24 protein-coding genes, 6 tRNA genes and 1 pseudogene are annotated in these 26,522 nt (G+C 44.2%); 10 read left to right on the forward strand and 21 right to left on the reverse strand.

Going from position 1 to position 26,522, the window contains the following annotated elements:
- Window positions 1-226 precede the first annotated feature (226 nt).
- Complete coding sequence (locus tag PN836_RS05465) at window positions 227-2,743, reverse strand: ABC transporter permease (RefSeq protein ID WP_395345484.1); 2,517 nt, start codon at window positions 2,741-2,743, stop codon at window positions 227-229.
- A gap of 64 nt (window positions 2,744-2,807) precedes the next feature.
- Complete coding sequence (locus PN836_RS05470) at window positions 2,808-3,521, reverse strand: ABC transporter ATP-binding protein (RefSeq protein ID WP_395344253.1); 714 nt, start codon at window positions 3,519-3,521, stop codon at window positions 2,808-2,810.
- A 109-nt stretch (window positions 3,522-3,630) separates the two neighbouring features.
- Here PN836_RS05470 and PN836_RS05475 point away from each other — a divergent pair, with 109 nt between their 5' ends.
- Window positions 3,631-4,287 carry an arylesterase gene (locus PN836_RS05475; protein WP_395345486.1) on the forward strand — a complete coding sequence of 219 codons (657 nt, stop codon included), beginning with the start codon at window positions 3,631-3,633 and terminating at the stop codon, window positions 4,285-4,287.
- Between the two features lie 116 nt (window positions 4,288-4,403).
- On the opposite strand, the gene PN836_RS05480 is transcribed toward PN836_RS05475, so the two are convergent.
- From PN836_RS05480 to gltX, 7 genes are all read right to left on the reverse strand, one after another.
- Complete coding sequence (locus tag PN836_RS05480; RefSeq protein ID WP_395344254.1) at window positions 4,404-5,720, reverse strand: amidohydrolase family protein; 1,317 nt, start codon at window positions 5,718-5,720, stop codon at window positions 4,404-4,406.
- The gene (locus PN836_RS05485; RefSeq protein WP_395344255.1) at window positions 5,717-7,126 is read right to left on the reverse strand and encodes an amidohydrolase; all 1,410 of its coding nucleotides are present in this window, start codon (window positions 7,124-7,126) and stop codon (window positions 5,717-5,719) included. The genes PN836_RS05480 and PN836_RS05485 overlap by 4 nt, the downstream gene beginning before the upstream one ends.
- 308 nt (window positions 7,127-7,434) lie before the next feature.
- A complete protein-coding gene (dusC, locus tag PN836_RS05490; protein WP_395344256.1) occupies window positions 7,435-8,361 on the reverse strand; it encodes a tRNA dihydrouridine(16) synthase DusC in 927 nt (308 codons plus the stop codon).
- Between the two features lie 281 nt (window positions 8,362-8,642).
- A tRNA-Glu gene (locus PN836_RS05495) sits at window positions 8,643-8,718 on the reverse strand.
- Window positions 8,719-8,885: 167 nt separating this feature from the next.
- Window positions 8,886-8,961, reverse strand: a tRNA-Glu gene (locus tag PN836_RS05500).
- A gap of 133 nt (window positions 8,962-9,094) precedes the next feature.
- A tRNA-Ala gene (locus PN836_RS05505) sits at window positions 9,095-9,170 on the reverse strand.
- 84 nt (window positions 9,171-9,254) lie between these two features.
- Entirely contained in the window at window positions 9,255-10,664 is a 1,410-nt protein-coding gene (gltX, locus tag PN836_RS05510) for a glutamate--tRNA ligase (protein ID WP_395344257.1), read from the reverse strand.
- A gap of 281 nt (window positions 10,665-10,945) precedes the next feature.
- Between gltX and PN836_RS05515 the strand changes: the two genes are divergently transcribed.
- Window positions 10,946-11,021: transfer RNA gene (locus PN836_RS05515), tRNA-Val, on the forward strand.
- A gap of 27 nt (window positions 11,022-11,048) precedes the next feature.
- A tRNA-Val gene (locus tag PN836_RS05520) sits at window positions 11,049-11,124 on the forward strand.
- A 125-nt stretch (window positions 11,125-11,249) separates the two neighbouring features.
- Here the strand turns inward: PN836_RS05520 and PN836_RS05525 are convergent.
- Window positions 11,250-11,753, reverse strand: coding sequence for a hypothetical protein (locus PN836_RS05525; RefSeq protein WP_395344258.1), 504 nt, complete (start codon window positions 11,751-11,753; stop codon window positions 11,250-11,252).
- A gap of 560 nt (window positions 11,754-12,313) precedes the next feature.
- Between PN836_RS05525 and tnpA the strand changes: the two genes are divergently transcribed.
- The 5 genes from tnpA (at window position 12,314) to PN836_RS05550 (ending at window position 15,600) form a co-directional block, all read left to right on the forward strand.
- The gene (gene tnpA, locus PN836_RS05530; RefSeq protein WP_395338416.1) at window positions 12,314-12,586 is read left to right on the forward strand and encodes an IS66 family insertion sequence element accessory protein TnpA; all 273 of its coding nucleotides are present in this window, start codon (window positions 12,314-12,316) and stop codon (window positions 12,584-12,586) included.
- Window positions 12,586-12,921: an IS66 family insertion sequence element accessory protein TnpB gene (tnpB, locus tag PN836_RS05535; protein WP_395338414.1), complete on the forward strand. Its 336-nt coding sequence runs from the start codon at window positions 12,586-12,588 to the stop codon at window positions 12,919-12,921. Before tnpA ends, tnpB begins: the two co-directional genes overlap by 1 nt.
- Before the next feature lie 23 nt (window positions 12,922-12,944).
- A complete protein-coding gene (tnpC, locus tag PN836_RS05540) occupies window positions 12,945-14,528 on the forward strand; it encodes an IS66 family transposase (protein ID WP_395341210.1) in 1,584 nt (527 codons plus the stop codon).
- Between the two features lie 7 nt (window positions 14,529-14,535).
- Window positions 14,536-14,871, forward strand: coding sequence for a hypothetical protein (locus tag PN836_RS05545; RefSeq protein WP_395338410.1), 336 nt, complete (start codon window positions 14,536-14,538; stop codon window positions 14,869-14,871).
- A gap of 534 nt (window positions 14,872-15,405) precedes the next feature.
- Window positions 15,406-15,600, forward strand: coding sequence for an ATP-binding protein (locus tag PN836_RS05550; RefSeq protein ID WP_395344259.1), 195 nt, complete (start codon window positions 15,406-15,408; stop codon window positions 15,598-15,600).
- 102 nt (window positions 15,601-15,702) lie between these two features.
- Here the strand turns inward: PN836_RS05550 and PN836_RS05555 are convergent, their stop codons facing one another.
- A complete protein-coding gene (locus tag PN836_RS05555; protein ID WP_395344260.1) occupies window positions 15,703-16,359 on the reverse strand; it encodes an ankyrin repeat domain-containing protein in 657 nt (218 codons plus the stop codon).
- Window positions 16,360-16,500: 141 nt separating this feature from the next.
- On the opposite strand from PN836_RS05555, the gene PN836_RS05560 reads away from it, so the two are divergent.
- Window positions 16,501-16,576: transfer RNA gene (locus tag PN836_RS05560), tRNA-Val, on the forward strand.
- 170 nt (window positions 16,577-16,746) lie between these two features.
- Here the strand turns inward: PN836_RS05560 and PN836_RS05565 are convergent.
- The 4 genes from PN836_RS05565 to PN836_RS05580 form a co-directional block, all read right to left on the reverse strand.
- Complete coding sequence (locus tag PN836_RS05565) at window positions 16,747-17,037, reverse strand: hypothetical protein (protein ID WP_395344261.1); 291 nt, start codon at window positions 17,035-17,037, stop codon at window positions 16,747-16,749.
- A gap of 294 nt (window positions 17,038-17,331) precedes the next feature.
- Window positions 17,332-17,922, reverse strand: coding sequence for a hypothetical protein (locus tag PN836_RS05570; RefSeq protein ID WP_395344262.1), 591 nt, complete (start codon window positions 17,920-17,922; stop codon window positions 17,332-17,334).
- A 125-nt stretch (window positions 17,923-18,047) separates the two neighbouring features.
- Window positions 18,048-18,593 (reverse strand): hypothetical protein, encoded by a 546-nt coding sequence (locus PN836_RS05575; protein ID WP_395344263.1) that lies wholly within the window; start codon window positions 18,591-18,593, stop codon window positions 18,048-18,050.
- Entirely contained in the window at window positions 18,584-19,903 is a 1,320-nt protein-coding gene (locus tag PN836_RS05580; RefSeq protein WP_395344264.1) for an RHS repeat domain-containing protein, read from the reverse strand. The genes PN836_RS05575 and PN836_RS05580 overlap by 10 nt, the downstream gene beginning before the upstream one ends.
- 54 nt (window positions 19,904-19,957) lie before the next feature.
- Here PN836_RS05580 and PN836_RS05585 point away from each other — a divergent pair, with 54 nt between their 5' ends.
- Window positions 19,958-20,995, forward strand: coding sequence for an IS110 family transposase (locus PN836_RS05585; RefSeq protein ID WP_395344265.1), 1,038 nt, complete (start codon window positions 19,958-19,960; stop codon window positions 20,993-20,995).
- A 305-nt stretch (window positions 20,996-21,300) separates the two neighbouring features.
- On the opposite strand, the gene PN836_RS05590 is transcribed toward PN836_RS05585, so the two are convergent.
- The 6 genes and pseudogenes from PN836_RS05590 to PN836_RS05615 form a co-directional block, all read right to left on the reverse strand.
- Complete coding sequence (locus tag PN836_RS05590) at window positions 21,301-21,477, reverse strand: transposase domain-containing protein (RefSeq protein ID WP_415926400.1); 177 nt, start codon at window positions 21,475-21,477, stop codon at window positions 21,301-21,303.
- A 12-nt stretch (window positions 21,478-21,489) separates the two neighbouring features.
- Window positions 21,490-22,551, reverse strand: a pseudogene (gene tnpC / locus PN836_RS05595) (IS66 family transposase); the annotation flags it as partial.
- Window positions 22,552-22,899: 348 nt separating this feature from the next.
- A complete protein-coding gene (locus tag PN836_RS05600; RefSeq protein ID WP_395344265.1) occupies window positions 22,900-23,937 on the reverse strand; it encodes an IS110 family transposase in 1,038 nt (345 codons plus the stop codon).
- Window positions 23,938-24,179: 242 nt separating this feature from the next.
- The gene (locus PN836_RS05605) at window positions 24,180-24,350 is read right to left on the reverse strand and encodes a hypothetical protein (RefSeq protein ID WP_395344266.1); all 171 of its coding nucleotides are present in this window, start codon (window positions 24,348-24,350) and stop codon (window positions 24,180-24,182) included.
- 112 nt (window positions 24,351-24,462) lie between these two features.
- Window positions 24,463-25,185, reverse strand: a complete 723-nt coding sequence (locus PN836_RS05610) for a hypothetical protein (protein ID WP_395344267.1) — start codon at window positions 25,183-25,185, stop codon at window positions 24,463-24,465.
- A gap of 395 nt (window positions 25,186-25,580) precedes the next feature.
- On the reverse strand, window positions 25,581-26,246 hold the full coding sequence (locus PN836_RS05615) for a hypothetical protein (protein ID WP_395344268.1): 666 nt from the start codon (window positions 26,244-26,246) through the stop codon (window positions 25,581-25,583).
- Window positions 26,247-26,522 lie beyond the last annotated feature (276 nt).

Here is a 26,522-nt window from a genome sequence, read left to right on the forward strand (position 1 = left end):
AACATATCACTAAAATGCCAAGTCAAAGCGATATGCTGATGCTGTCATATCAGCAAACAGTGCGACTGGCGCGAGCATTCTTTTGAGGGTTCCTGACAATGGTGGATTCAATGCCAAGAATGCCAATGGTACTTTGAAAGTGCATGCAATATATCAGTTCACTCGTGATTTTACGGTCATGAATGTCAGTGGCGAGCCGAAAAACTTGAAGAGGCGCGCCTCAACGTCATACCATTTTTCGCAACAGATGACTTGTATTTAACGACAGCAAGCGCCAACACCCAATTGCGCCTAATATTCCTACTACGATAGCACCTGCACTTGGTGCAATTGCCCAGTACTCGACATGCACCGATGGCGGCATTTGGAAGACTTGGGTTTGCAGCATGTACAAACTAAATTCGTTCGCCAACGCTGCCATTAGCCCCGCAACCGTGCCGATGATAATAAACTCATTGATCACACTAAAGCGTATACTTGAGCCTTTCAAACCGAGGGTTCTGAGAATCGCCAGCTCTTGTAAACGTTCATCCATGCTGGCCTGCACTTGGGCAATCAGCACTAACGCACCGGCAATCAGCACAAGCACCAGTATAAATTCAACCGCCATGGACACCTGATCGATAATTTCTCTCAATTGATTAATTCTAGCATCGACGTCAAACAAGGTTACGCTGGCAAATGGCGCCATAATGCGGGAAATTTCGGATTTTCTCGCTTCATCCAAATGGAAACTTGTTATGTAAGTAGCACTAAAGCTTTCCATTGCTTTTGGGTGCAGCACAAAAAAGAAGTTGGGTTGCAAGGTTTGCCAGTCGACTTCTCGCATACTCGTAACGGTAGCGGTGATAACTTCACTGCCTACATTGAAAGTCAGTACATCCCCTAATTCAATGCCCAAGCGTCCGGCCACTTCAGTTTCAATACTCAAGGGAACTGGCTCGCCTTGTTGCCAGTTATCGTGCCACTGACCGTCAACGATAATATTGCCGCGTTGAAGCTCTGTGCTCCAACTTAAATTAGCTTCGCGCCCTAGTCCTTGGCGGCCATCATTGGCTACTTCTTGATCTTCTTTGGTAATTTCTGTACGAATACGTTCATCATTAATCCCTACGAAGCGTCCGCGCGCAACCGGATAAAACTTTTCATATTGCACATCGTTTTGAGTGAAGTGTTCTTTTAGCGCGTCTTTTTGTGTTTCAGTGACGTTTGCGATGAAATAATTGGGTGTGCCCTCTGGCAGTTGGTCGCGCCATTGTTTGACCATATCGTTACGCATCACTAATACGACAAGCAGTAGCATTATAGTAATTGCGAAACTAATCAATTGAACGGAGTTACCCATAGCGCGTCGACGTATTCTCGCCCATGCTAAGGTCCATGAACCCATGCTGCCGCTGCCCAGCTTTCGTCCAAGCATAATTAAAAGATAGGTCATGCCGAGTAAGCTAATTACCAGCAGGATCCCAGAAGCGAATAAAATACTACTGATAAGTAAGTTTTGACTATATGTCCACATCAACAAGAAAACGGCGCTTCCAGAAAATACAAACTGCAGCGCTTTTGAGGATAAAGTCGCTTGAATGTCTTTGCGTAATACTCGCAAAGGTGGCACTGAAAAAAGCTGCAAAAGCGGATAAAGAGAGAACAGCAGTGCACATATCACACCAGTAAATACTGCAATACCAAGTGGACGCCAGTACCAAGTGTTCAAGGCAACTTCGACTTGCCCGGCTAGCAACGTGACCACTGCTTGTTGAATCAAATAACCTGCCACTACGCCAATTACAATGCCAAGCGCGGTGATAAAGCAAATCTGCATCAAATAGATGCGGCGCACCATCGCTTTGCTTGCACCCAGCGTTTTCATGATAGCGACGGGGTCAAAGTGACGCTGAGAGTAGCGCTGTGCAGCTACTGCGATTGATACTGCGGCAAGCACTATGGCAAGCAAGCTCGCCAACAAAAAGTATTCTTCTGCTCTGGCAACCGAGCGGCCAATTGGCGAATCATCGTCTTCAATACTCGTCCAGCGATGAATCTCGCGATTTAACTGCGGTCTCAACCAATCGTAATAAGCATCTATTTGGGAGGGCTCTCCAGTAAAATAGTATTTATAATTAACACGGCTGCCTGGCCCAGTAATGTTTGTTTGAGCAACATCTTGTGAAGACATCAAGAGCATGGGGTCGGTATTAAAAACACTAAAGCCCGCATCAGGTATTTCACTTAAAATTTCAGTGACAGTGAGCGTTGCGTCGCCTACTTCAATTTGTTCGCCCTTATCAATACCAAGCAGTTGATAAAGTCGTGAATCAATCCACACTTCCCCTGGCTGGGGAGAGCGTTCAACTGCTTGCCCCTCACCAAAGGCGATGTCTGTCAGCTTTACTTTCCCCTTCAATGGATAAGCATCGTCCACCGCGCGAAGGTCCGACAAGGCAAGTTCGTCGCCTGCAAACACCATGGAGCGGGTCGATACCTGAAATGCGGTTTGTAAATCATAGTCTGCGGCCTTGCTGATCCAAGCCTCATCCACAGGTCCGCGTGAACGAAGCTGACTGTCTGCAGCAATAAACTCCGCGCTTCGGTCGGTTAAAGCCTGCTGCAAACGCTCACTGAACAAAGACAGCGAAAGCACTGAAGCAACAGAGAGAACTATTGCGAGCAAAATAATCGTGAGTTCGCCACGCTTGGCCTCATGCTTAAATAAGCGCCATGCCAAAGAAAATGACATGCTCATATTTGAGTTGGTACTTTGGCTCATCGAAGACCCACCAAGTTTTTTAGAAGACGCCTCCATATGCTTATTCGCCTCCAGCGATGACGCGTAAGCGCTGAGTTTCTTCCTCAAGCTCACCTGCGCTCATGCGCAACTGCCTCTGACAGCGCTTTGCCAGTTCGTCGTCGTGGGTCACCAATACCAATGTGGTATCGGAATCTTGGTTAAGCTTAAACAACAGTTCTTCTACCTTTTGCGAGTTTTTCGAATCTAGATTACCCGTTGGCTCATCAGCAAACAGAATTTTGGGATTGGTGATAAAGGCGCGGGCAATGGCTACGCGCTGCTGCTCACCGCCTGACAACTGATTAGGAAAGTGTGTGGCGCGATGGTCAAGCCCGACCTGCTGCAAAATTTCCTGCGCACGCTGTTTGGGTTTGTCGAGCCCCGAAATTTCAGCAGGCAGCATGATGTTCTCCAGCGCCGTTAAGCTTTGCACTAACATGAAGCTTTGAAAAATAAATCCAACTTTTTCGCCTCTAATTCGGGCTCGTTGCTCCTCATCCATATCGTGCAGTGGCGCGCCATCTAGCAGTATTTCGCCACTACTTGCTTCGTCCAAGCCAGCAAGCAAACCAAGTAATGTAGATTTACCCGACCCAGACGCACCGATAATTGCAACAGATTCGCCTTGCTTAACGTCAAAGCTAATGGGCTGAAGGATCTGTAATTCGCCCTCGCTCGTAGTCACTTTTTTAACTAAGCTTTTTGTTTCGATAATTGTAGAGGCCATTGTCATAGTGTCAGTTTTTTCATCCTGCGGTTTAGTATCTGGTATTTCGAGCGTTTATTCGGCGCTTCGTTCGCGTTTTACGGGTAAAGGTAATAATAAGTTTCGCACGCCTGCATTGAAATCAGTCAAATATGCGGTGTTTATTGTAGTTTTATTCCCATTTTTAGCCTTTTCAGATCAAGGATTAAGCGCTCTCGAAGATGACAAAAATGTAAGCGAATATAAATTACTCGTTTTAGGCGATAGTTTAAGTGCAGCCTATGGTTTGACTGCCTCTGAAGGCTGGGTATCTTTGTTACAAGAATACTGGGATGAAAAACGTCTGCCGATTGATGTGGTAAATGCCGCAATTAGTGGCGATACAACCGACGGCGGTCTTGCGCGCTTACCTCGACTAATAGACTTACATAAACCCACGCACCTTTACATAGAGCTTGGCGGAAACAACGGCTTGCAGGGACATAATCCGAAGAAAATTAAAGACAACCTGGCGCAAATGATTGAACTGGGTAAACGCAATGACATTGAAGTGATTTTGCAGGAAATTCAAATCCCCACAAATTACGGTCGACGCTATACGCAAATGTTTACCGAAAACTACCACAGCCTTGCCCAGCAATACGATGTGCCGCTCATTCCTTTTTTCTTACAGGAAATAGCCTTAGACCCCGCTCTTATGCAAAACGATGGCATCCATCCAACGGCCGAAGCACAACCCATGGTGGTTGAATTTTTAGCGCCTAAGCTAGAGCCACTCATTGTCGCAGATTAACGCGGTGCGGATACAAAAACCCCCGAAACTTTTGTCTAAGCTTCGGGGGCAATCCATTTGCTTCTTTCGTTTTTTATAGCCTGACGATGACGATTGCCGTTAAATTGCGTTAGGGCCTAGCGAGTGTATGCAACCGGCTTAGTTTCGTCTCGATTCAGATAGCGGTCACGTAACTGGATTTGACGAGAAGTCATTTCCACTGGCTCTCCGCCAATAAAGACTTGTTCTGCCGCCTCTGTTACTTCCAGGGGATCACCCGACCAAATAACCAAGTGAGCATCTTTGCCAGGCTCCAGACTGCCCATGGAATCATCAACACCGAATATTTTAGCGACGTTGAGCGTTAAGGCCGCCAAACCCGCTGCATGTGGCAAGCCATTTGCCACAGCATTCCCCGCATGCTGAGGGGCTAATCGGATATTATGCGTATCCATGCCAATCGCTATCATCACGCCCGCTTTGTGCAAACGCGCCGCGTTTTCAAGCGTAGCACCCAGTTGGTCAAAACCTCCGGGCAGATTGTTTTCTGGGTTGAGGATGACCGGCACATCAGCGGATGCAATATCAGATGCGACGCGCCAACCTTCTGTCGCATTCACCAACACTAGATTCAAATCAGCAAAACGCGATTTAATCGCAAGGGCTTGCATGATATCCGAGGCACGATTGGCAGATATCAACAAGGGCACCTCACCGGAGACAACCGATGTCAACGCTTTGGCATCGGCACGAGTGATCATACCATCCCAATCTGCGGAGGGTGATAAATCATAGCTCGATGCAAAGACGGCTTCATCTAAACTTTGATTGAGAGCGACCCACATTGCCGCGCGGCTCTCACCATTGGTATCAGCACCTCGGTCGCTTACATCAACATGCATAAAAGCTTTAGGTTTAAGCACGGCGTTGAAACTACCGCCCAAATCAATAATCGCGCCCTGCCCGTTGAACAACTGCCCAGTACGGCTGATGCCCGTCACTGCGTGAGTAAAACCCTCTACACGTGTAATTGGGATTAAGGTAGAGTCTGAGTTAACACCAAAACTCACGTCATACGCAGCGCCAACACTCGACACAGGGTGCGCGTGTACGCGAGCATCAACAACACCGGCTGACAAACTGACCTCTTCTAAGCCTAAGCTAGTCATCGCACCAATGAAACCAGGCGTCACGACTTTTCCTGAGGCATCAATTTCTCGATAGCCAGCGGGGACGGAGTCTGAGTCAAGCACTTGCTGAATCTTTCCATTGTCGAGCAATATCGTCCCTTCTGCAATCACGCCAGAAGAAGCCATGGTATGAATTTGTGCACCTGTAATGGCAATTTTTTCAGCTAACGCGCTTGCGCTAACACTTGCTACTATCGCACATGCCACAGCAGATTTCGTCAGGGTGCTAAGCGCGCCAGTTACTTGTTTATGAAAATGTCTCATTTCGCATCCCCCTGCCCAACTTGTCCTAACTCAAAATCACTCACAGGCCATGTTTCAGGCTGCGTTCGGTCATACACCATTGCGCCATCGATAAAGACTTTCTCTGCTTGTGTGTATGTGGAGAATGGGTCACCCGACCATAGAACCACGTCGGCATTTTTACCTTCTTCAAGTGAGCCAGTATGTTCAAAGATACCCAGGGATTTAGCAGGATTGGCTGACAGCCACTGCCACGCCACAGCTTTTGGAATATCAATGCCAGCGCGCTTGCCATCTGACCATGCTTTTGCCGCTTCTTGATTAAGGCGCTGAATACCAATGTCGCTATCAGAGTGGACAATGGCGCAAGCACCCGCTTGATGAACCATAGGAATATTTTCGCGAATGCCATCGTAAGCTTCCATTTTAAAGCCCCACCAATCGGCCCACATCGCACTACACACGCCATTTTCAGCAAGTTTGTCTGAGATTTTGTAGGATTCAACCGCATGATGGAAGGTGCCAATTTGATAATCAAACTCTTTCATGACATCCATCATCACCGTCATTTCATCTGCTCGGTAACAATGCATATGCACCAGTATTTCGCCCTCTAGCACACCTGCTAATGTTTCCAAACTTAAATCGCGTTTTGGCGCATCACCCGCCGTACCCGACTCCTGAGCAGCCTCATAATCAGCCCATTTCTTTTGATAAGCTTGGGCGTCGATCCATGCTTTGCGGTAGCCTGCTACGTTTGCCATGCGCGTCATAGGGCCGCCTTTTGAGCCATAGACGCGCTTTGGATTTTCACCGCAGGCCATTTTAATTCCATAAGGTGCTTCCGGAAATTTCATATCTTGCATGGTGCGATTGGGCAAGTTTTTAACGGTCACCGTTCTGCCGCCAAACAAGTTTGCCGAGCCTGGCAAAATTTGCAATGCGGTAACGCCTCCTGCAAGCGCGCGTTGAAAACCCGGATCTTGCGGCCAAATACTGTGCTCTGCCCATACTTCTGGTGTCACTGGACTGGTCATCTCATTGCCGTCAGAGTGCGAATGCGTCCCCGGCGATGGATACACGCCTAAATGGCTATGATTATCAATAATTCCCGGCGTTACCCACTTGCCCGTCCCATCAATCTCAATCGCATCAGATGGCACTGAAACGTCATCGCTGACTTCGGTAATTTTGCCGTCTTCTAGCAAAATGGCACCTTCTTCAATTTTTCCGCCAATGCCATCAAGAATAGTGACATTACTAATAACGATTGGATCGGATTGAATGCGTTGATAAGTACTAGGGAAAGGATTGTTCTTGTCGTACTGCTGCGAGTCTTGAGCTTGTTTATCGTCACTGCATGCGGTTAAAAGTACCGCAGACAGAGCAAGCGCAACACCCACCTTTTTATGTTTGGTGAGTTGCATGGTGTTCCTTTGAGAGTGTATAGGCGCTAAAGCATGATTATTTTTAGAATGCGCCTGAGTTTTTAACCTTTAAAGCATAGATATTTCTGCAAGATTTCGCAAATATCGGTAGAAGATTTTTGTGGACTTAAAGGCATGGCAGGGACTTAGCGGGAGGTGTAAGCGTCTGAAAACCGCTGTGAACCCGTCCTTGGGCGCTCAGCGAAATCATCCATGATTTCGATGTTTTCAGACGCTTACACCTCCCGCTAAGTCCCTGCCATGCCTTTAAGCGCAAGTTCGCCGCTATTTTGTTTTGAACGACGCACTTACGAGCTTATACACGCAAGGATCTCATCAGATTTTCTTAAGGTTCGAATCTCTTGAAATAGGCTTCTTGCCTCCTGATACTCACGCTGCAAATACCCCAACCACTGCTTAATTCGATTAGGATAGTAGCGGCCTTTGTCACCAAATATTTCGTAGCCGGAATAGTCAATCAGCAACTGCGTCACTTCACTCCATGGCATGGGCGCATCACCAAACTTAATACAGGCTGCTAAGTTGGGTAAAGAAAGCGCGCCGCGACCGAGCATAAGGTCTTGCGTATGACTTTGTGTTTGGCACTTTAGCGCATCGTGCGCATGCCAGATTTCGCCATTTGCGATAAGCGGGATTTGCGTATGCGCCTTTATCTTCGCAATCCAGTCCCAGTAGGCAGGTGGTTTATAGCCATCTACTTTTGTTCTCGCGTGCACGGTTAGTAAACTCGCACCGGCCTGTTGGATTGCATCTGCATTCTCAAGCGCAAGGCTTGTATCATCAAATCCAAGCCGAATTTTTGCGCTTACCACATGCTCACTTGGCACGGCATCGCGAACAGCTTTAACCACATCAAACAAAGCCTGCGGCTCTTTGAGCAACACTGCCCCACCTTTGCTCTTATTGACCGTTTTTGCAGGGCAACCAAAATTAAGGTCTACGCCATGGGAGCCCAGCTCAATAGCGCGCTGTGCATTTTCAGCTAGCCAACTCGGATGTTGACCAAGTAGTTGAACACGCACAGGCACCCCCACAGGCGTTAAACCATCGTGATGCAACTCAGGGCAAATTTTGTAAAAGGTTTTACGAGGATGTAATTGCTCCACCACGCGCACAAACTCTGTCACGCAAAGGTCGAAGCCGCCTATTTGCGTGAGCATATCGCGCATTAAATGGTCAACAACGCCTTCCATGGGCGCTAAGTAAATTTGCATGCTTTGCACTCGTAAAAATTGAGCGCCGATGATATCTGGCAGCATCGTATGGCGCAAGCTCTGGTAAGAGCACTAGCATTTTTGTCACTCAGGGGGAAAGCTAGGGCTAGCCTATCTCATTACAAAGCGTGCAAAGCCATGGACGGCTTTGCCCGAGCGTCCAGGGATGGCGCAGAGCGGCTTTGTAATGAGATAGGCTAGCCCTAGCTTTCCCCTTGAGTGACAACATCTTGCATAAAAATCGCGCAATAAAAAACCCAGCAAAAGCTGGGTTTTTTATTTGGCGTCCCCTAGGGGATTCGAACCCCTGTTACCGCCGTGAAAGGGCGGTGTCCTAGGCCTCTAGACGAAGGGGACAAAAAATCGGTTTTGAAAAGCACTGCTTTTCAGATTTTTTGTAAGGCCAAGTGAGCTTCGAAACTGAACGACCTTATTGAGCGTCGCCTGTTCAAACTACTTAACCTTATCTGAACCTAGAACTGCGTATGTTAGCTCTACCGAGCTCTCAATTACCACTGAGAAAATGGCGTCCCCTAGGGGATTCGAACCCCTGTTACCGCCGTGAAAGGGCGGTGTCCTAGGCCTCTAGACGAAGGGGACAAAAAATCAGTTTTGAAAAGCACTGCTTTTCAGATTTTTTGTAAGGCCAAATGAGCTTGCGAACTGAGCGACAGTATTTAAAGTCGCCTATTCAAACTACCTAACCTTATCTAAACCTAGTACAAAATAATTCTGGTGGAGCTAGGCGGGATCGAACCGCCGACCTCTTGCATGCCATGCAAGCGCTCTCCCAGCTGAGCTATAGCCCCGAGTCTTGGAGCTGAACGTATCGCTACAGTTCCGTGACAGCGGGGCGCATTCTAGGCATCCGCCCCATTTATGTCAACGGTTTTTTAAGAATTTTCGCGATTTTCGATAAATTCAATTGCCTTGTTTATTCGTTGTTCAACTTGCGCTTTGGTCAGCAACACAAGCGTTACATCCAGCGACGGAGAATTGCCAGAGCCTGTGACCGCAACACGCAAAGGCATACCCACCTTGCCCATGCCAACGCCCAAGCTTTCAGCCGTGCTATTTATTGCCTCTTGAATGCTCCGCGAAGACCAGTCACTTAAACCCAATAGTGCATCTTTTACTGCAATTAGATTCGCTTTTGCAACCGGTCTCAAATGCTTTTTCGCTGCATTAGCATCAAATTCATCGTAATCTTCATAAAAATACCGGCTGATTTGTGCAAGTTCCTTCAAGGTTTCTACCCTTTCAGACTGCACAGCGATCACATCCTCAAGCGCAGGACCGTTTGACACATCTATTCCCTGATCATCAAAATGCCACTTTGCATGCTCAGCCACTTCCTTAGCAGGCAATGATTTTATGTAGTGTTGATTTAGCCACACTAGTTTTTCAGTATTAAACGCACTGGCAGACTTGCTAATATTATCGAGTGAAAATAATTCGATCATTTCATCAACGATAAACACCTCTTGATCACCATGCGACCAGCCCAAGCGAACTAAGTAATTCAAAACAGCCTGCGGTAAATAACCATCATCTCGATATTGCATTACACTCACTGCGCCATGACGTTTAGAGAGTTTTTTACCATCATCTCCCAAAATCATCGACACATGAGCATATTCCGGGATAGGCGCATCCAAGGCTTTAAGAATATTAATTTGGCGTGGCGTATTATTGATATGGTCTTCACCGCGCACCACATGGGTAATTCCCATTTCCCAATCATCGATTACCACGCAGAAGTTGTAAGTAGGCGCGCCGTCAGAGCGACGAATCACCAAATCATCTAACTCTTCATTAGAGATGCTAATTTCTCCGCGTACATGGTCTTTGAATACCACCTTTCCACTTAACGGATTTTTAAAGCGGATCGCATAGGGCGCATCCTCCGGATAATCTGTTCTCTCGCGCCACGTGCCAGGATAGCGAGGTTTTTCGCCCTTGCGTTCTTGCTCTTCTCGAATGGCATCCAGCTCTTCACTTTTCATATAACAGCGATAAGCCAGTCCCTTCTCTAGCAACTGGTCGATGTATTGATTGTATTTGTCGAAGCGCTCAGTTTGATAAAAAGGCCCCTCGTCGTGTTCAAGCCCTAACCAGCTCATTCCATCCAATATAGCTTGTTTTGCTTGGTCGGTTGAACGCTCTAAATCAGTGTCTTCAATTCGTAATACAAATTTACCGCCCTGGCTCTTTGCGAAGAGCCACGAATAAAGCGCGGTTCGAGCGCCACCAACGTGCAAATAACCCGTGGGACTTGGCGCAAATCGAGTAACAACCGACATGATGAATCCTTGTAATTGAGGCATGAAAAAATAAGGCGCATAGTCTAACGGTTTACAAGGCGAACAAAAAGAGAATAAGAGATTATGTTTTTTTGCGATTTCGTATTGACTCTTTTGTACTCGACTCTATAATACGCGTCCACTTACCAAACACCTGTTTGGAAGTAGAGAAATATTGCAGACGCTTAGCTCAGTTAGAAAAAGAGCAAGCATCGCCGCCTTTCACAAAAGAAGGGCGAGAGTCACTGGTTCAAACCCAGAGGCTTGAGAAAAATGATAATGGACGCTTAGCTCAGTTGGGAGAGCATCGCCCTTACAAGGCGAGGGTCACTGGTTCAAGCCCAGTAGCGTCCACCATTTTTATTTTACAAAATCAGATATATCGGACGCTTAGCTCAGTTGGGAGAGCATCGCCCTTACAAGGCGAGGGTCACTGGTTCAAGCCCAGTAGCGTCCACCATTTCCCCTCTTGTGTTGCAATCTTCTGTTGAATCAATATTGGACGTGACTTAACCGCAGTTCTAAAAGTTTCCTCAAAATTCTTAAGTGGACATTCACAATATTCGATTTTTCAGCTGTATAAGCTTATTCCTGCGACGAAAAAATACCTTTCCCTCCCGACAGAATAAGAAAATATCGTGATAAAAAAGGCTCCCTGCTTTTATAGTTAATGATTTCAAGGCGCAATTCAAATGCAATTACGCCTCTGTCTTTATGATATAAATAAGTATAGTCTCCATGTTCATCTGAACCAGTAATTGATAAGACTTCCAACTCTTTCGAAATGAGTTTAATTTGCGTGGGCTTTATAAAAAAGGACTTACCTCCAAATTCAAATATTTGTTGTGAGCCTGTTAGAGCGTCAATGGGAGGCTTAAACAACATCGTCTCCCCAACCAAAATACAATCCGGCTCATGACACTTTGTGATAGCTCGAGATAAACTTTCGGTATTGAATGAATCGTAAGAATTAGGAAATTGATATTGAGTTGCCGTGCTGTCAACGTAAGTGTAGTACTCAATATCCATCGCGAAACATTTTTGAGTCGCCAGAATGAATACTATTGTTGTGAGAGCACCTCTTTTCATCCACAAGATCATTGGTAGTATTCTCCCAGTAAGTTGACTGCCATTGTGTTGTCAATATTATCAGCATAATTTGCGATAAAGAGGCTGAGGAAAAGTTCGATTACTTTCAGTCTCTAACGCTACATAAAACCTATCAACGCCGACACATTGAATCAAGATTTTTCATCATCACTCATTAACACCACTTTTTTCAGGCATAAAATGAACAGTAATATTTTGTGTGCCAATATGATGCATTATATAGACATTTTCACCATAAACGCTCTGAAACTCAGAGATTTTTCCCGCGAGGCGAGGGTCGGTAGTGCTTAGTTCTGCAAACCCAGTTGAAAAACAAGTCCCCAGATGTTTTTTAGGATCACGATATTGTTCCTCTAGCAAAACCTCTATTAACGTCCAGTCATCAAAGCCCTCAGGAAATGATATTTTCTTCTTTGATAAAAGTTTTCCCTTATATCTAAGTATATCGGTTATACGTAAGCGATCAAAATAGACCGTTCTTCACCCACTCGTAAGCATAATTTAAGATCGCGTCATTGATAAATACAGGAGACCTATCAATGACCAGACGAACAAGTGAAGAATGGCAACGCCTCATCGACGAGCAAGCCGTTAGCGAGATGACAATCCAGCAGTTTTGTCAGTCGCGCAACATCAATCAATCTACGTTTTACCTGCAACGCAAAAAGCGCAGTGACAGTCACTTAGCGCAAGCGCCATCTCAGTGGTTGCCGATTGATACGAAGTCAATGGCCTTGCCAGACACGCGCCAATGGCAAATTGAGCTAACGCTACCAAACGGTGTCGTGCTGAATATGAGTACCGATGGCTGATGTTGTCCTCTACCAATGCACGCATTTGGTTGTATTTGGGCATTGCCGATATGCGCAAACAGTTTGACGGCTTGGCGGCCTTGGTGAAACACCAGATGCAACTGCCTGCGCATGCAGGCGATTGGTTTGTGTTTGTGAATCGTAAACGCACGATGATGAAGGTGCTGTATTATCATCAAGGTGGGTACTGTTTGTGGTCAAAACGACTGGAGCGCGGCACCTTTGCCAAGGTGGCGGGTAACGATGGCAAACTATCGCTCAATGCCGCGCAACTGCAGTGTTTAATAGATGGTATTTATTGGCAAAAAGGCAAACAAAACAAGCGACTTAAGTAGCTGAATTTGCTATACTTCGCGGCATGAAAAGCGCCTCAACCAGTATACAAAACAGCACGCATATTCCTATCGAAGAATATGAAAAAGTGCGTGCGCAAATGGCAGCATTACAGCAACAAGTTGACTGGTTTAAACGCCAATTGTTTGGGCGCAAATCAGAAAAACACATCATCGATAATCCTGACCAAGCCAACTTGTTTGGTCAAGCTCAGGATGAAGGTTTACCGTCTGCGCCTAAAAAAGCCGTCAAAGGCTATGCGCGTTCAGTCAAGCAAAAAGATGAAAATAACGTCAATGACACTGGTCTTCGCTTTACTGATGATGTACCGACAAAAGTGATTGATGTCCCATGTCCGGAGCTTGAAGGTGAAGATGCAGATAACTATGAGGTCATTGGCGTAAAAGAAAGCCATCGCTTGGCACAATTGCCAGGTAGCTATCAAATTCTCATTTACCGCAAAAATGTACTCAAGCACAAAGACAGTGGGGATATCCAATCGCCTAAAACACCACTTAACGTACTAGAAGGCACCTATGCCGATGTGTCCTTATTAGCAGGGCTCATGGTAGATAAAGCGGTTTATCATTTACCCCTTCATCGCCAGCATCTGCGGATGTTGCAATCGGGGGTCACGCTATCACGCGCTACCCTAATTAATTATGTTAGCCAAGGGATTGATTTACTGACCCCTATCGCCAAAGCGGTGCTTGGCAATATACTGAGTGGGGGGAACATCAGTATGGATGAAACGCCGATGAAGGCGGGTCGACAATCCTCGACTCGCCGCAGCCGCACATCAAGCCAACCATCAAAAACAATGAAGCAAACGTACTTCTGGCCGATGTATGGTGAGCAAGATGAAGTGGCCTTTACCTGGTCGTCTTCTCGCGGTAAACAACATGCAATGGAGCAACTAGCAGGCTTTAACGGCACCTTGTTAAGCGATGGTTATGCGGTATATAGCCAAGTCATTGATACGCTTAATCATCAAGGTCAAACAATTACCCATGCAGCGTGCTGGGCGCACACGCGCCGCTACTTCGAAAAAGCATTGGATTATCACCCTAAAGAGGCGCAATACGCCTTGGCTGAAATACAAAAGCTATACAAGATTGAAGCGCACATACGAAAACAGGCACTTAATGCCGAGGATACCGTGCAATATCGCCTTAAACACAGTGAGCCTATCATTACTGCATTATTCAAATGGATATACGAGCAGCGCCAGAGACCTGAATTACTGCCTAAAGACCCGTTAACCAAAGCACTTGCTTATGCCTATGAGCGCCATCATGAGTTAAAAACTTACCTCACTCATGCGCAAGTCAGCATCGATACGAACCACTTGGAGAGAGCCCTGCGCGTTATCCCTATGGGAAGAAAGAATCACTTGTTCTGTTGGAGTGAACTAGGCGCAAAACAGCTTGGCGTCTTGCATACACTCACCGTGACGTGCAAATTACACAACATCAATCCGTATCACTACTTGGTGGATGTACTGCAGCGCGTCTCACAACATCCGGCAAAAGACGTTATCGATTTAACCCCTCGGCGCTGGAAAGTCCTGTTCGCAGACAAACGCCTGCGCTCAGATATAGAAAAGTAAGCACACCATGACAAATAAAGACATCAAAACCACGATAGACATCAGCCATTTATCCATTGACCAACTATATATACTCAATCAATTTGTATGTGAGCGCATAGATACCCTGCAAAAGCAGCAAGACGAAGCCGCGATTGCCATCTTACGACCTGGTATGAAAGTGCAATTTACTCATGACGGCACGACAGTCACCGGCACGTTACTTAAGAAAAACCGAAAAACGGTGTTGATTGCCAACGACAACGCAAAAACACATCACAAAGTACCGGCAGGCATAGTCAGGCATATTAGCGCTGCACCACTAGACCTAAATCAAACGGTTGTAAAGAACGGTCTAAAATGATCGCTTACGGTTATACAGCTAACCTTGTTATCAGGGATGAGTATTTGGTCACTAAGGCCCCCAGATACATCATTCGATTGGAAGAAGCGAGATAACAGCATTCCTAATGCAATTCCCCCTGTGATCAGTAGCACACAAATAACGGCTCTATTGCGGGAAGAAGTGTTGTTGTAGCTCGAAGAAGCATCTTGCATTCGCAGTCTCTATTCAGATGTTTAAAACCTTTCGAGAAGTGTAGTTAACCTTTCTGCGGAATGCATAGTCAATGCCTACTAACGAGCAGCATTTGCATCTGCCGTATCTCAATATCCGCGGACAACATTACTAAATTAAGTGTGTATAACGAATTAATGAGCACCTACCAAGATATGAGTGCGAGGAGCGACTTGGATTGCTGGCTCAACATGATACTGTTAGGTATTATTGATTAGTCCAGTTACTAGACGAGCTTCATATTGCATACGCTGATGGCAGCTATCGGCAACAACTCGCTTAACTCGCGAAAAAGAAACTATCAATAGTTGATGATTGAGGATGAAGGAACTCAATGTTCGTCAAGCAAACGACTTACTGGACGTGATGGAGGAGATATATCAGAACGCCATAACCATTATTGCAAGTCAAATACTCGCTACTGAGTGGTACAAGCTCATATCAAATCCATTCGCTGCTTATGCATTGCTCGACCGATTATTACACAACAGTCACCGCATTAAATTAACAAGATAATCGATGAGAAAACTAGACCAATTCGAGCAGATAGCGTAGAAAAAATCTTGCGAAAAAGAGAGTTATTAGGCGTTCCAATAAAACCAAAACGGCTGGCCGCTTTCACCGAAATACTCGCTTACTATTTAGTTCACCTATATTCTGCTGTTCTCTATCTCGGCTAAGGTTTTTTTCAATCTCCTTGGCTATCAATTCCTTAAAGAAATTGGGTTGACCAACCAAAATAGAATAATGAACTGGATCAATACCGAAAATATTTTTTTGCATAAAGTCGACGTTCTTTTGGTATAGAAAATCTAGGATCTTTTTGTTCCGACCCTGCAATACAAAAAAATAGATATTTCTTTGATTATTGTCTGAAACATGCAAGTTAGCGCCGTTATCGACCAGTATTTCGAAACATGATAAGTCTTCATGTGCAGCAGCCCAATGTATCGGGTATGACCCGTCAGATTTAGAAAACACATTCACATCGAGTCCTGAATCAACCAACTCTTGAAGAATATGGGGGTAGCAATCGTCGACGATCAGATAAAACACAATGGATAAACCATCTGAAAACTGGTTTGGGTCTTTACCGTCAGCCAATGCTTTTCGCACGGTTGTGATTGATTTCTCTTTAACACCATAAATTAAGGCTGATTCATCTGGATGTGATTGCGACGAATCTACTTGCTGCAAAGCGTTTTTACTGAAAGCTTCGCCCAAAGTAAAATTAAGAAGCATCAGGGTAAAATATATTTTAAGTTTAAATTTCATTTAGTCACCTGTTTGATCAATTACCATGCATTTCTATAAGGTTTTGATATTCATAATCATTCTGAGCTAGCCGCAATACGACTCACAAAAGAAGGGCGAGAGTCACTGGTTCAAACCCAGAGGCTTGAGAAAAATGATAATGGACGCTTAGCTCAGTTGGGAGAGCATCGCCCTTACAAGGCGAGGGTCACTGGTTCAAGCCCAGTAGCGTCCACCATTTCCCCCTCTGGGGTGTCAATACCCTCTAAAAGCCTGAATGGGCATGACTTTACTGCGGTTCTAAAGCCCCCTGTTGCGGTGATACACCATACAATAAAAACCACATATTTTATGTAGGCTCCTGAGTTGTAGTACACAACAATTTATTTCTTATCTTGATTATTTTTGTCAGTTAACTGATTTGGCCTCTCTATCCTCAATATTTACATAATTGCTCTCTATAAAAAGGTAAATGTCTTCATCGTGCATTTCGTAAAAGAATGTCGGGAGATCTGTAGACGAGCCATCGAAACTGACGAAACGAACTTCACTAACGTCGGTCACAGTAAAAAAATTCAATAAATAAAGAAAACGGTCGAAGTCACCCAAGCCGACGCTGTCTGTCAACATCTTATGAATTGATTCTTTCCCCACATTCTGTCTCTCAATCACATGACCCAGATCGACAAGATGGCGCATATAAAAGCTTCTTTCCTCATCACTTAGATGTGAATTGTTTAAAGTTGTAGAAACATATTCAAACACATGAACGTTCGAGTACGCCTCTATGTCCCCTAAAATTTTTACGCGCCAAGAGACAACAATCGGTGCTAGAGACTTGTACAATCCATAGCCAAATTCGGCTTCTAGTTTGGTAAATGTTTTAGTTGATATCAACAAAACGAGAGAGAAAAACACAACAACAGTTATAATCACTGTTTTGATTAATTTAAACATTTATTTTGTAATATCCCCCGACGTTAAGTAGCCTAACTACGATTTAGTATTCATGAATAAATGCCGTTTAATAAGTTCGGGAGAATTAATGGTTCCAATTTGGACATCATCCCACTCTTTTGATGGAATTCTTATTTCAAACCGAATTGTTTGGTCAGTGTTTTGAATAAAGCGCTCGGTTATAAATATCCTATATCCATTGTCATTTGTAGTTGAGTATTCAGGTATGCTAAATTCTGAGCAATCAAACCTGCTTTCAATGCAAAAGAAACTAAATTCATCCTTTGCCATAACTGCAGCTCTTTCTTGGCTTATGGGCCGAGCGATAAAGGAGAAGGTTAGAATGATCGACAGTGTTATAAATCCAAACAAATATTGAAGTGGTTTAATCGTTCCGATTCCTTGAAATTGAATGTTAAAGTCCGTTGGTGTTCTATTCGGCATTGAGTACGTGTCAGCATGAGTTTCACCAACGATGTTAGCAACATTAGCGATTGTATTCGAAACCCCATTATAAGGACGGCCATAAAAGAAATCATATGTGTCAGGAATGTTTGCAACAGCTTCAGTTGGCGAAATTAAGGTGAGGCTGATATGACCATAAACATTTCCATCTTCAGACCTCAAAAACAAGTCAATAGATTCCGTAGAGCCAATACTATTTGGGAATAGGTGTACTAGCTAGACGGTACAAATGACATTCAAACTCTAATCGTGCCCCCTGACTCAGAGTTCAAAAATAAGTTTCTGTTTTACGGCCTCAGCCCCGATGTACCTTTTAAAAAAACTGGCGTTCGGTTTAGTTCAAATCCTCCGGTCTTGAAGTCTAATTCTCGAGTCAGATATTCAAAAAATACTACTCCTACATCCTTACTATAAAAGAATGAATCAATTTCGGTCTGCTCCTTTCCTAAATGCTTGAACGTTTTTATAAGGTATCCTTTGAATTCTTGGTTGAAAAACCTCATCTCCTTCAATTCTAAGACCTGAACGTAACGCTTGTCTGAGAATGCATGATGCTTAAATAAGGAGTTCGTTTCAACACTGTCTAAAACTTTGTTGCTTGGGATACTAATCCTAGTGTCGTCAAATTCAATGCAGAACTGACCGAAATTACATCGTAAAACTTTTACATACGAAGTATTCATTCGTATTATAGTGGCATTGTCTTCAAACGAGTAGACCTCGCCTTCCAATGTCGAATATTCTGCACCGACATTGGCATAAGAACCATTTATAGACTGAGTGATCAATAAACCAGCAAAAAACAACTTTATAAAAGTATTAGCTATCGACATAACAGGCTCCAGTCTAGTTTACAGCTATTTCCATAAGTCTCTCTAGACGTTCGATTTATGGATTTCATTATTTGGTCAGTATACTGCACAGTGTTTCCCTCTGACCTAATGTTCGCAACCGCATGTATCATTTCGTGAGCAATTAGTCTTGCTGATGAAGCCTGCACAACCTCTTTGCTTCCTGCTCTATTGCGGAAATATATTGGTGAATGAATATCGACAGTCATTAAGTTTTGACCAAACAAACCACCATTGCTTCCGTAATCGTTAAGTAGAATCTTAAGTGGAGCTTCTACAGACAGAGCATTGAGCATTGCCTCACCATATTCAGTAGCAAATATTGATTTTAAATCAGACTTTACTGTTTGAAGTTCACTAAACGACACCTTAGCATCATTACTACCCCACCTTGCCAGTTGGACTTTACCATCAAACAGTTCAAGAACGTCACCATGATTATCAGGAGTCTTAGTAAGTATTGCTCGAGAACCTGTACCAAAAAGCTTAAAATCGCCTGATAACCTACTAAATTCACCATTGAAGGCTGCTGTTACGGTAGTAGCAAAGCTGGCACTTATGGCTCCATTAGCGAATTTTCCGCCCGTTATTTTAGAAACTGTACCACCAATAATAGCTGATGCTAAAATTCTAACGCTCACATTGCTTATGCCATTTGCTGCTCCGCCTGCACCGGCTGCGATAAACCCGTGTCCAAACTTACCCCCTTGAACACTTGAAGCGAATCCACCTAAGAAGCCTCGAGCTAACAACGCACCGGGCGTAAAGCCACCGGGCGATACGGCCCCTACAAACGCGCCAATTAGTGCACCTTTCAGACTGCCGGTCACTGCATAAGTGACCGCTCCGTTGAACGCGGCTGTGGCTGCTGCTGCGCACCAACCAGTGCAACCCGGAATGAAATTCAATCCGATGCTGATAATCGTTGATAAAAATGCGTTGCTTCCAATCGCCTTGAATAGTTTCTTAAAGAAGAAGCCGGTTGGGTCAGTATAGCTCATCGGATTGTTCAACACGTAACTATAACGATTGAAGTTTTGCGTATTATTAGGCGCTTGAATATGCGGGTCTGCCTGCATAAAGCGACCAATACTGGCATCGTAAATTCTTCCGCCCATGTGAATAATGCCAATACTATTCATCATATGATGACCGGTGTAGCCTGCGCGAGTCGGGTCTTCATAGCCGCTTGCAGCAAAACTTGAATCTACATACAGCGACATCTGCTCACCAAACGGCGTGTATAGCGTAAGCAATGGGATGGACTCCTCCTCAACCTGACGATGCGGCATTTTTAGGCCACAATGGTAATTGTCAGAAAACCATGTTCAATTGAGGAGAAACCCATGGGTAACATTACTAGAGTAGGTGTTGATATTGCAAAGTCTATTTTTCATGTCCACGCGGTCGATAGATTTAGTGAAGTCAAATGGAAAGGAAAATATTCTAGATCTAAATGGCTCGCAGCAATAAGTCGGAAAGTACCTCATGGTGCGGAAATAGCTATGGAAGCGTGCAGCTCCGCAAATTATTGGGGGCGTGAATTACAAAAACGAGGATATAAAGTTAAAATTATTCATGCGCAATTCGTAAAGCCCTATGTCAAGAGCAATAAGAACGATGCTGTTGACGCAGAAGCTATTTGTGAAGCAATGAGTCGTCCAAGTATGCGGTTTGTTAGCTTAAAAACTGTCAGACAACAAGATGTGCAAGCGGCGCACCGAGTACGCGATAATTTAATGGTTCAAAGAACGGGTAAGGCCAATCAAATTCGTGGCTTAGTCGGTGAGTATGGATTAGTAGCGCCGATTGGTATCAAGAAGCTGCGCCAGGCTATTCCTTTGTGGCTAGAGGATGGGGACAACGGCTTATCATCCATGTTTAGGTCAATATTAAAAGGTTTATTTGATGATCTGATTAATCTTGATGAACGGATAGACGAACTAGATAAAACTATTCAAGAAGATGTTCAACAAGACCCTGTTGCCACTAAATTATTAGAGTTGAGAGGAATAGGCGTTTTGTGCGCTAGTGCTTTATCTAGTGCAATAGGAGACGGAAAGACCTACAAAAAAGGCAGAGATTTTACTGCATCCATAGGTCTCACGCCAAGACAACATAGTACAGGTGGCAAGCCTAAATTATTAGGCATTAGCAAAAGAGGTGATGGCTATTTACGCAAACTTTTAGTGCATGGTGCTAGGGCTGTTATTAGACACGCGCATCGTCACAATGATGCTTTGAGTCAGTGGTTAATGAAGCTTACTTCCACTAAACATGTAAACATTGTCACGGTCGCGTTGGCAAACAAAACTGCTAGAGTCGCATGGGCAATAGTTAACAATAATGATAGTTATCGCCCAGAATTAATAGCTTCAGTATAAAAATTACAATTAAAACAGTTAAGTACAACAATTTCATCCAAAGTTGCAAGAGTATAGCGTGAGATGGCAAACAGGTAAGACCGACACTTGTAAAACCCAGAGCGGACGAAGAGCCTATCCGAGCTCGTGTAAGCGTTAGGGACCAAGTGTGCGAATAGCCCATAGAGGTTCGATGCTTAATAAATAGCATCATTCAGAAACCGAATATACGTAGGCAGTTTATACCATTAGCCATTAACCGAAATACTTGCAAATGAGGAGGAGTCCATATACGTCGCCTAAAGACCGCGACCTAAATTAACATTTCACGGCAGCAATTGCTCTATATCTGGCTGTGCGTAACTAAATTGCTCGAATAAGTGATTTAGGTAATCATAGGGCACAAGCCCGTTCGCTTTAGCCGACTCGATAATTGAATACAGTACCGCGCTGGCGTTTGCCCCTTCTGCATTTTGTGAGAACAACCAAGCTCGCCTGCCCATCACGAAGGGTTTAATCGCGCGCTCCGCGCGATTATTATCTATACTCAAACGCCCATCAAGTGTATATCGCTCGAGTTTTTCCCACTGGTTTAAACAATATTGAATGGCCGCGCTTAAATTCGTTTGCCCTAAGACTTGGTGTTGTGATTTCACTAGCCAGCCCTTGAACTGCTCAAGCAGTGGAAGGCTCTTTTCTTAGCGAATGCGATAACGCTCATCCACGGTTTTATCTTTGATGAGGGTTTCTACCCGATATAGCTTTTGAATATGGTTAAGTGCCCATTCTACTTTGCCGCTTTTATGCTTACCCATCGCTTTTTGTGCATCGGTGAATTTGCGCCTAGCATGCGCTAAGCACCCAACGATGGTAGCGTTTGTTTTATGGTATCCGGCATAACCATCAGTCAGCATATAGCTGCTGTACCCGTCAAGGTAATCTGCCACGACTTGCCCGCCACGACTGATGTTGTAGTCATACAACACGATGTTGGGGATATCACATCCGCTAATCTTACCGGCAGGCGAGTCTGCACCGCAGCCATATAGCCACATGTAAGATTTTGACTTATCATCACTGATGACATTCATGGTCGTGTCATCACTAAATATCACAGGCTGCTCAAGTAATATCCGCCGCAAGGTGTCGTAAAGAATTTGTAAGATATCGGCGCACTTTATCATCCATTTGGCAGTGGTTTGCCGGCTTAATTCAATGCCATATTGTTTGAACATAGCCTCTTGTCTATAAAGTGGCAGGCCATATTGGTATTTACTAGTGATGACTTGACTTAACCAACATGGCTCGGGAGTTTGCAAAATGCTAATCACAACATCTTGATACTGCAAACTCAGTTGCGGCGATGGATGGTGTGTAACAGGCTGAGATTTTCTGACTTTTACCCAAGCTTTAGCCTTTGGCTTGGGCCATGGTTTATTGATATCGCTTTTTCTGGCGTAAAACGTTTGCAAATGGATATCGTGCTTGGCACAGTATTGAGGTGCGGTGAGCCCGCTGGCCTCTTGAGCTTCAATCGTAGCTTTCCATTCTTCTTTGGTTCGGCGTTTTCTGGGCATGCTGTCCTCGATACATTATCAAAAACATCATTATGCCGAGATATATGTGCGACCAATAGATGGGGTTTGGGCGACGTATATGGACTCCTCCTCATTTGCAAGTATTTCGGTTAATGGCTAATGGTATAAACTGCCTACGTATATTCGGTTTCTGAATGATGCTATTTATTAAGCATCGAACCTCTATGGGCTATTCGCACACTTGGTCCCTAACGCTTACACGAGCTCGGATAGGCTCTTCGTCCGCTCTGGGTTTTACAAGTGTCGGTCTTACCTGTTTGCCATCTCACGCTATACTCTTGCAACTTTGGATGAAATTGTTGTACTTAACTGTTTTAATTGTAATTTTTATACTGAAGCTATTAATTCTGGGCGATAACTATCATTATTGTTAACTATTGCCCATGCGACTCTAGCAGTTTTGTTTGCCAACGCGACCGTGACAATGTTTACATGTTTAGTGGAAGTAAGCTTCATTAACCACTGACTCAAAGCATCATTGTGACGATGCGCGTGTCTAATAACAGCCCTAGCACCATGCACTAAAAGTTTGCGTAAATAGCCATCACCTCTTTTGCTAATGCCTAATAATTTAGGCTTGCCACCTGTACTATGTTGTCTTGGCGTGAGACCTATGGATGCAGTAAAATCTCTGCCTTTTTTGTAGGTCTTTCCGTCTCCTATTGCACTAGATAAAGCACTAGCGCACAAAACGCCTATTCCTCTCAACTCTAATAATTTAGTGGCAACAGGGTCTTGTTGAACATCTTCTTGAATAGTTTTATCTAGTTCGTCTATCCGTTCATCAAGATTAATCAGATCATCAAATAAACCTTTTAATATTGACCTAAACATGGATGATAAGCCGTTGTCCCCATCCTCTAGCCACAAAGGAATAGCCTGGCGCAGCTTCTTGATACCAATCGGCGCTACTAATCCATACTCACCGACTAAGCCACGAATTTGATTGGCCTTACCCGTTCTTTGAACCATTAAATTATCGCGTACTCGGTGCGCCGCTTGCACATCTTGTTGTCTGACAGTTTTTAAGCTAACAAACCGCATACTTGGACGACTCATTGCTTCACAAATAGCTTCTGCGTCAACAGCATCGTTCTTATTGCTCTTGACATAGGGCTTTACGAATTGCGCATGAATAATTTTAACTTTATATCCTCGTTTTTGTAATTCACGCCCCCAATAATTTGCGGAGCTGCACGCTTCCATAGCTATTTCCGCACCATGAGGTACTTTCCGACTTATTGCTGCGAGCCATTTAGATCTAGAATATTTTCCTTTCCATTTGACTTCACTAAATCTATCGACCGCGTGGACATGAAAAATAGACTTTGCAATATCAACACCTACTCTAGTAATGTTACCCATGGGTTTCTCCTCAATTGAACATGGTTTTCTGACAATTACCATTGTGGCCTAAAAATGCCGCATCGTCAGGTTGAGGAGGAGTCCATCCCATTGCTTACACACAGCCTTCTGAGAAGGATTGGACACATTGATCTGTTTACGCTTGAGTTACCTGTCTTTGTGTTCAGGTTCGTGCATTATGAGACAAACGGTGTCGTGCCAGCATACACGTCGGTTTGTTAGTATACAGATTGATAGCTAGCTTAAGCTCCAAAATCGAAGTCTCGCTGAACGCTATAGTCGCGGTATTCGTCAATGGCTTCTGGTGGTACACGAAGTGGCGGATTAACAGAATCATTGCTAGCGTTCGGTAAGCCTTGCTTGACCAAGTGTGAGAAGATTGGTAAAAATCGAGTTTTAAAGTCGATTAGCATAAGCCAAAAGTAAATGCCTATTTTGTGCGTTTTATATCGTGGCAGCCATCACAATACTGCTAACTATTGGTAATTCAATATTACAATCGACGAAATTGCTCTTTTATTTGGGTTACAGTGAGCACATTCCGCGGCTACATACAAAACTACTATCCGGCCATGCAGCGAAATTGCTTACTCTCCACGATTGATAGCCAAAATCATCTCCGCCTCTATTTTGAAACCTTACATTAACTTTGGCATTCCACGAATTGCCGATTAGACGACTTGCCTGAGCATATACCTTAGTCATCGTATTACCGCTACGACCGCCACTTCTAGCTTCTTCCAAACTCGCGACAACTACAATTACCTCAGGTGGATCATCGCCTTCGATGGCGAGCGCCCGCCTGTCAATATCGTAAATTCGTAAAATCGATGCTTCAAGGATAGCCATCTTTTTCATAGCATTCGTATATTCGATAACCGACACGCCCACATAGTCAGCAAGTCCTTTTTTATACGCTTCCATTAAAAAAGCAACCTCGTCCTCCAGCGTTAGTGAGGGAATTCCGCCTCGCTCAACTAAACTAATATACTGTAATAAGGCAGGATGTGATTCCAACGAAAATCCAGGCACTTTATCTTCATCTAAAACATCTCGAAGCGTGTGCTGTAGCCTCGCATATTCGTCGACACTAAGGCCCACCAACTCTGCATAATGATACAGCGGAGACTCTTTTATGGAGGGTGACTGATTATCTTTCGATACTACTAAATCTGCCTTAGCGCCACTTACAGCTTGGACCGAAGTCACAAAACACAACAGAATTACCAACCTACTCAACTTGTTCATTTATGCCTCTCGATTAAGCTCATATTGTAATCGTTAACTCTAGGCTAAATACAATCTAAGAATTGTCAATTGTTTATGAAATGTATCGCGGTTCTTTTTATGACTGCTTCCAAGAAATTAGAGACTGTTAAAACTAAAGTTAAAAGCGCCGCAGCGCAGGAATTCATGGCCGTGGAATAGCAATATGTAAGGTCCTTATCATATGCCAGGCAATAAATGATAGAGTCGTTGTAGTAATCCACTGTTTTTGATTTCAATTTTGTATGCAAAGAAGGTAAGGAAGCGAGTGCGAATTATGACTAAACGAATTTCGCAGCATTGTCATTTTTCGTTTCAGAATTACCAAGCGCACCGCTTATTAAGATTTCCCTATCCGCCTCATAAACCCGAGTAAACTAGGCTTTATAACGACGCAATACTAAGGCTATCGCCCCTAACACTACAATATAAAAACTGGCAGGTGCCGACACCACGGCTGCATTGGCGAACCGTAGATCATCAAGCCCGATGAAATTTGTGTCGCCGCTGAGCTCTAATCTTTCTATTGCGACTGAGCTAGTGAAACCAAAAAAGCAGTTTGCGGGATTTAAATCGCAAGATAAGGACAAACTTGTTGCCAATCCATCAAGATCGAAGATGGTCGCTGTGAGATTCGCTGCAATAGGTGTAAGGTTACTGCCAAACAAAAATCCGCCTAATGCATAAGTAGGAAGTCCACTTATATTCGAAATCGTAATTGTGTCAACTACAGATTCGTTGCTGATGTACTCTTCTCCGCTTGGCGCTATGCTTTGAGAACCAATAAAAACACCTATGCCATCAATATCAACATCGTATGAACCACTATCTATGATGCGAGTGAGAGGCGATGAAAGGGTGTCGCCACCATCCGCAAAAGATATAAGGTCATTGAAAGTATCAAGCACTGAATCGCTGGTAGAAAGTGAAAATGATGCTTCGTCAGTAAAGCTGATGACTGCCGCATTTACACTGGAACCGACCGTGGCCAGTGATGCAAAAAATGCCACCTTTGTAATTAAACTTGTAAATCGTTTTAGCATGACTACTCCTTCATATTATTATTTATCACACGTTTACCAACCGTGCCTTGCGCTAAATGAATTGTAGTAACACATTGCTTTACGTTTCATCGCAGGTAAAGAGGTTCTCGTCATTAGCTCTGGTAACTACATAAACTAGGCATTCCAAACTACTTTACGATGATGATTTCAAAAAGTTGCGGTATATACGAATTATCTCGGTTTGCGCTAAATGAAAAAGTCGTCTCCAAGTGTTATGGTTTCAAAACTGCATCAAAATATGAGTTGAAGGAACTT

It is taken from the genome of Ningiella algicola (genome assembly GCF_028401415.2).
Taxonomy (GTDB): domain Bacteria; phylum Pseudomonadota; class Gammaproteobacteria; order Enterobacterales; family Alteromonadaceae; genus Glaciecola.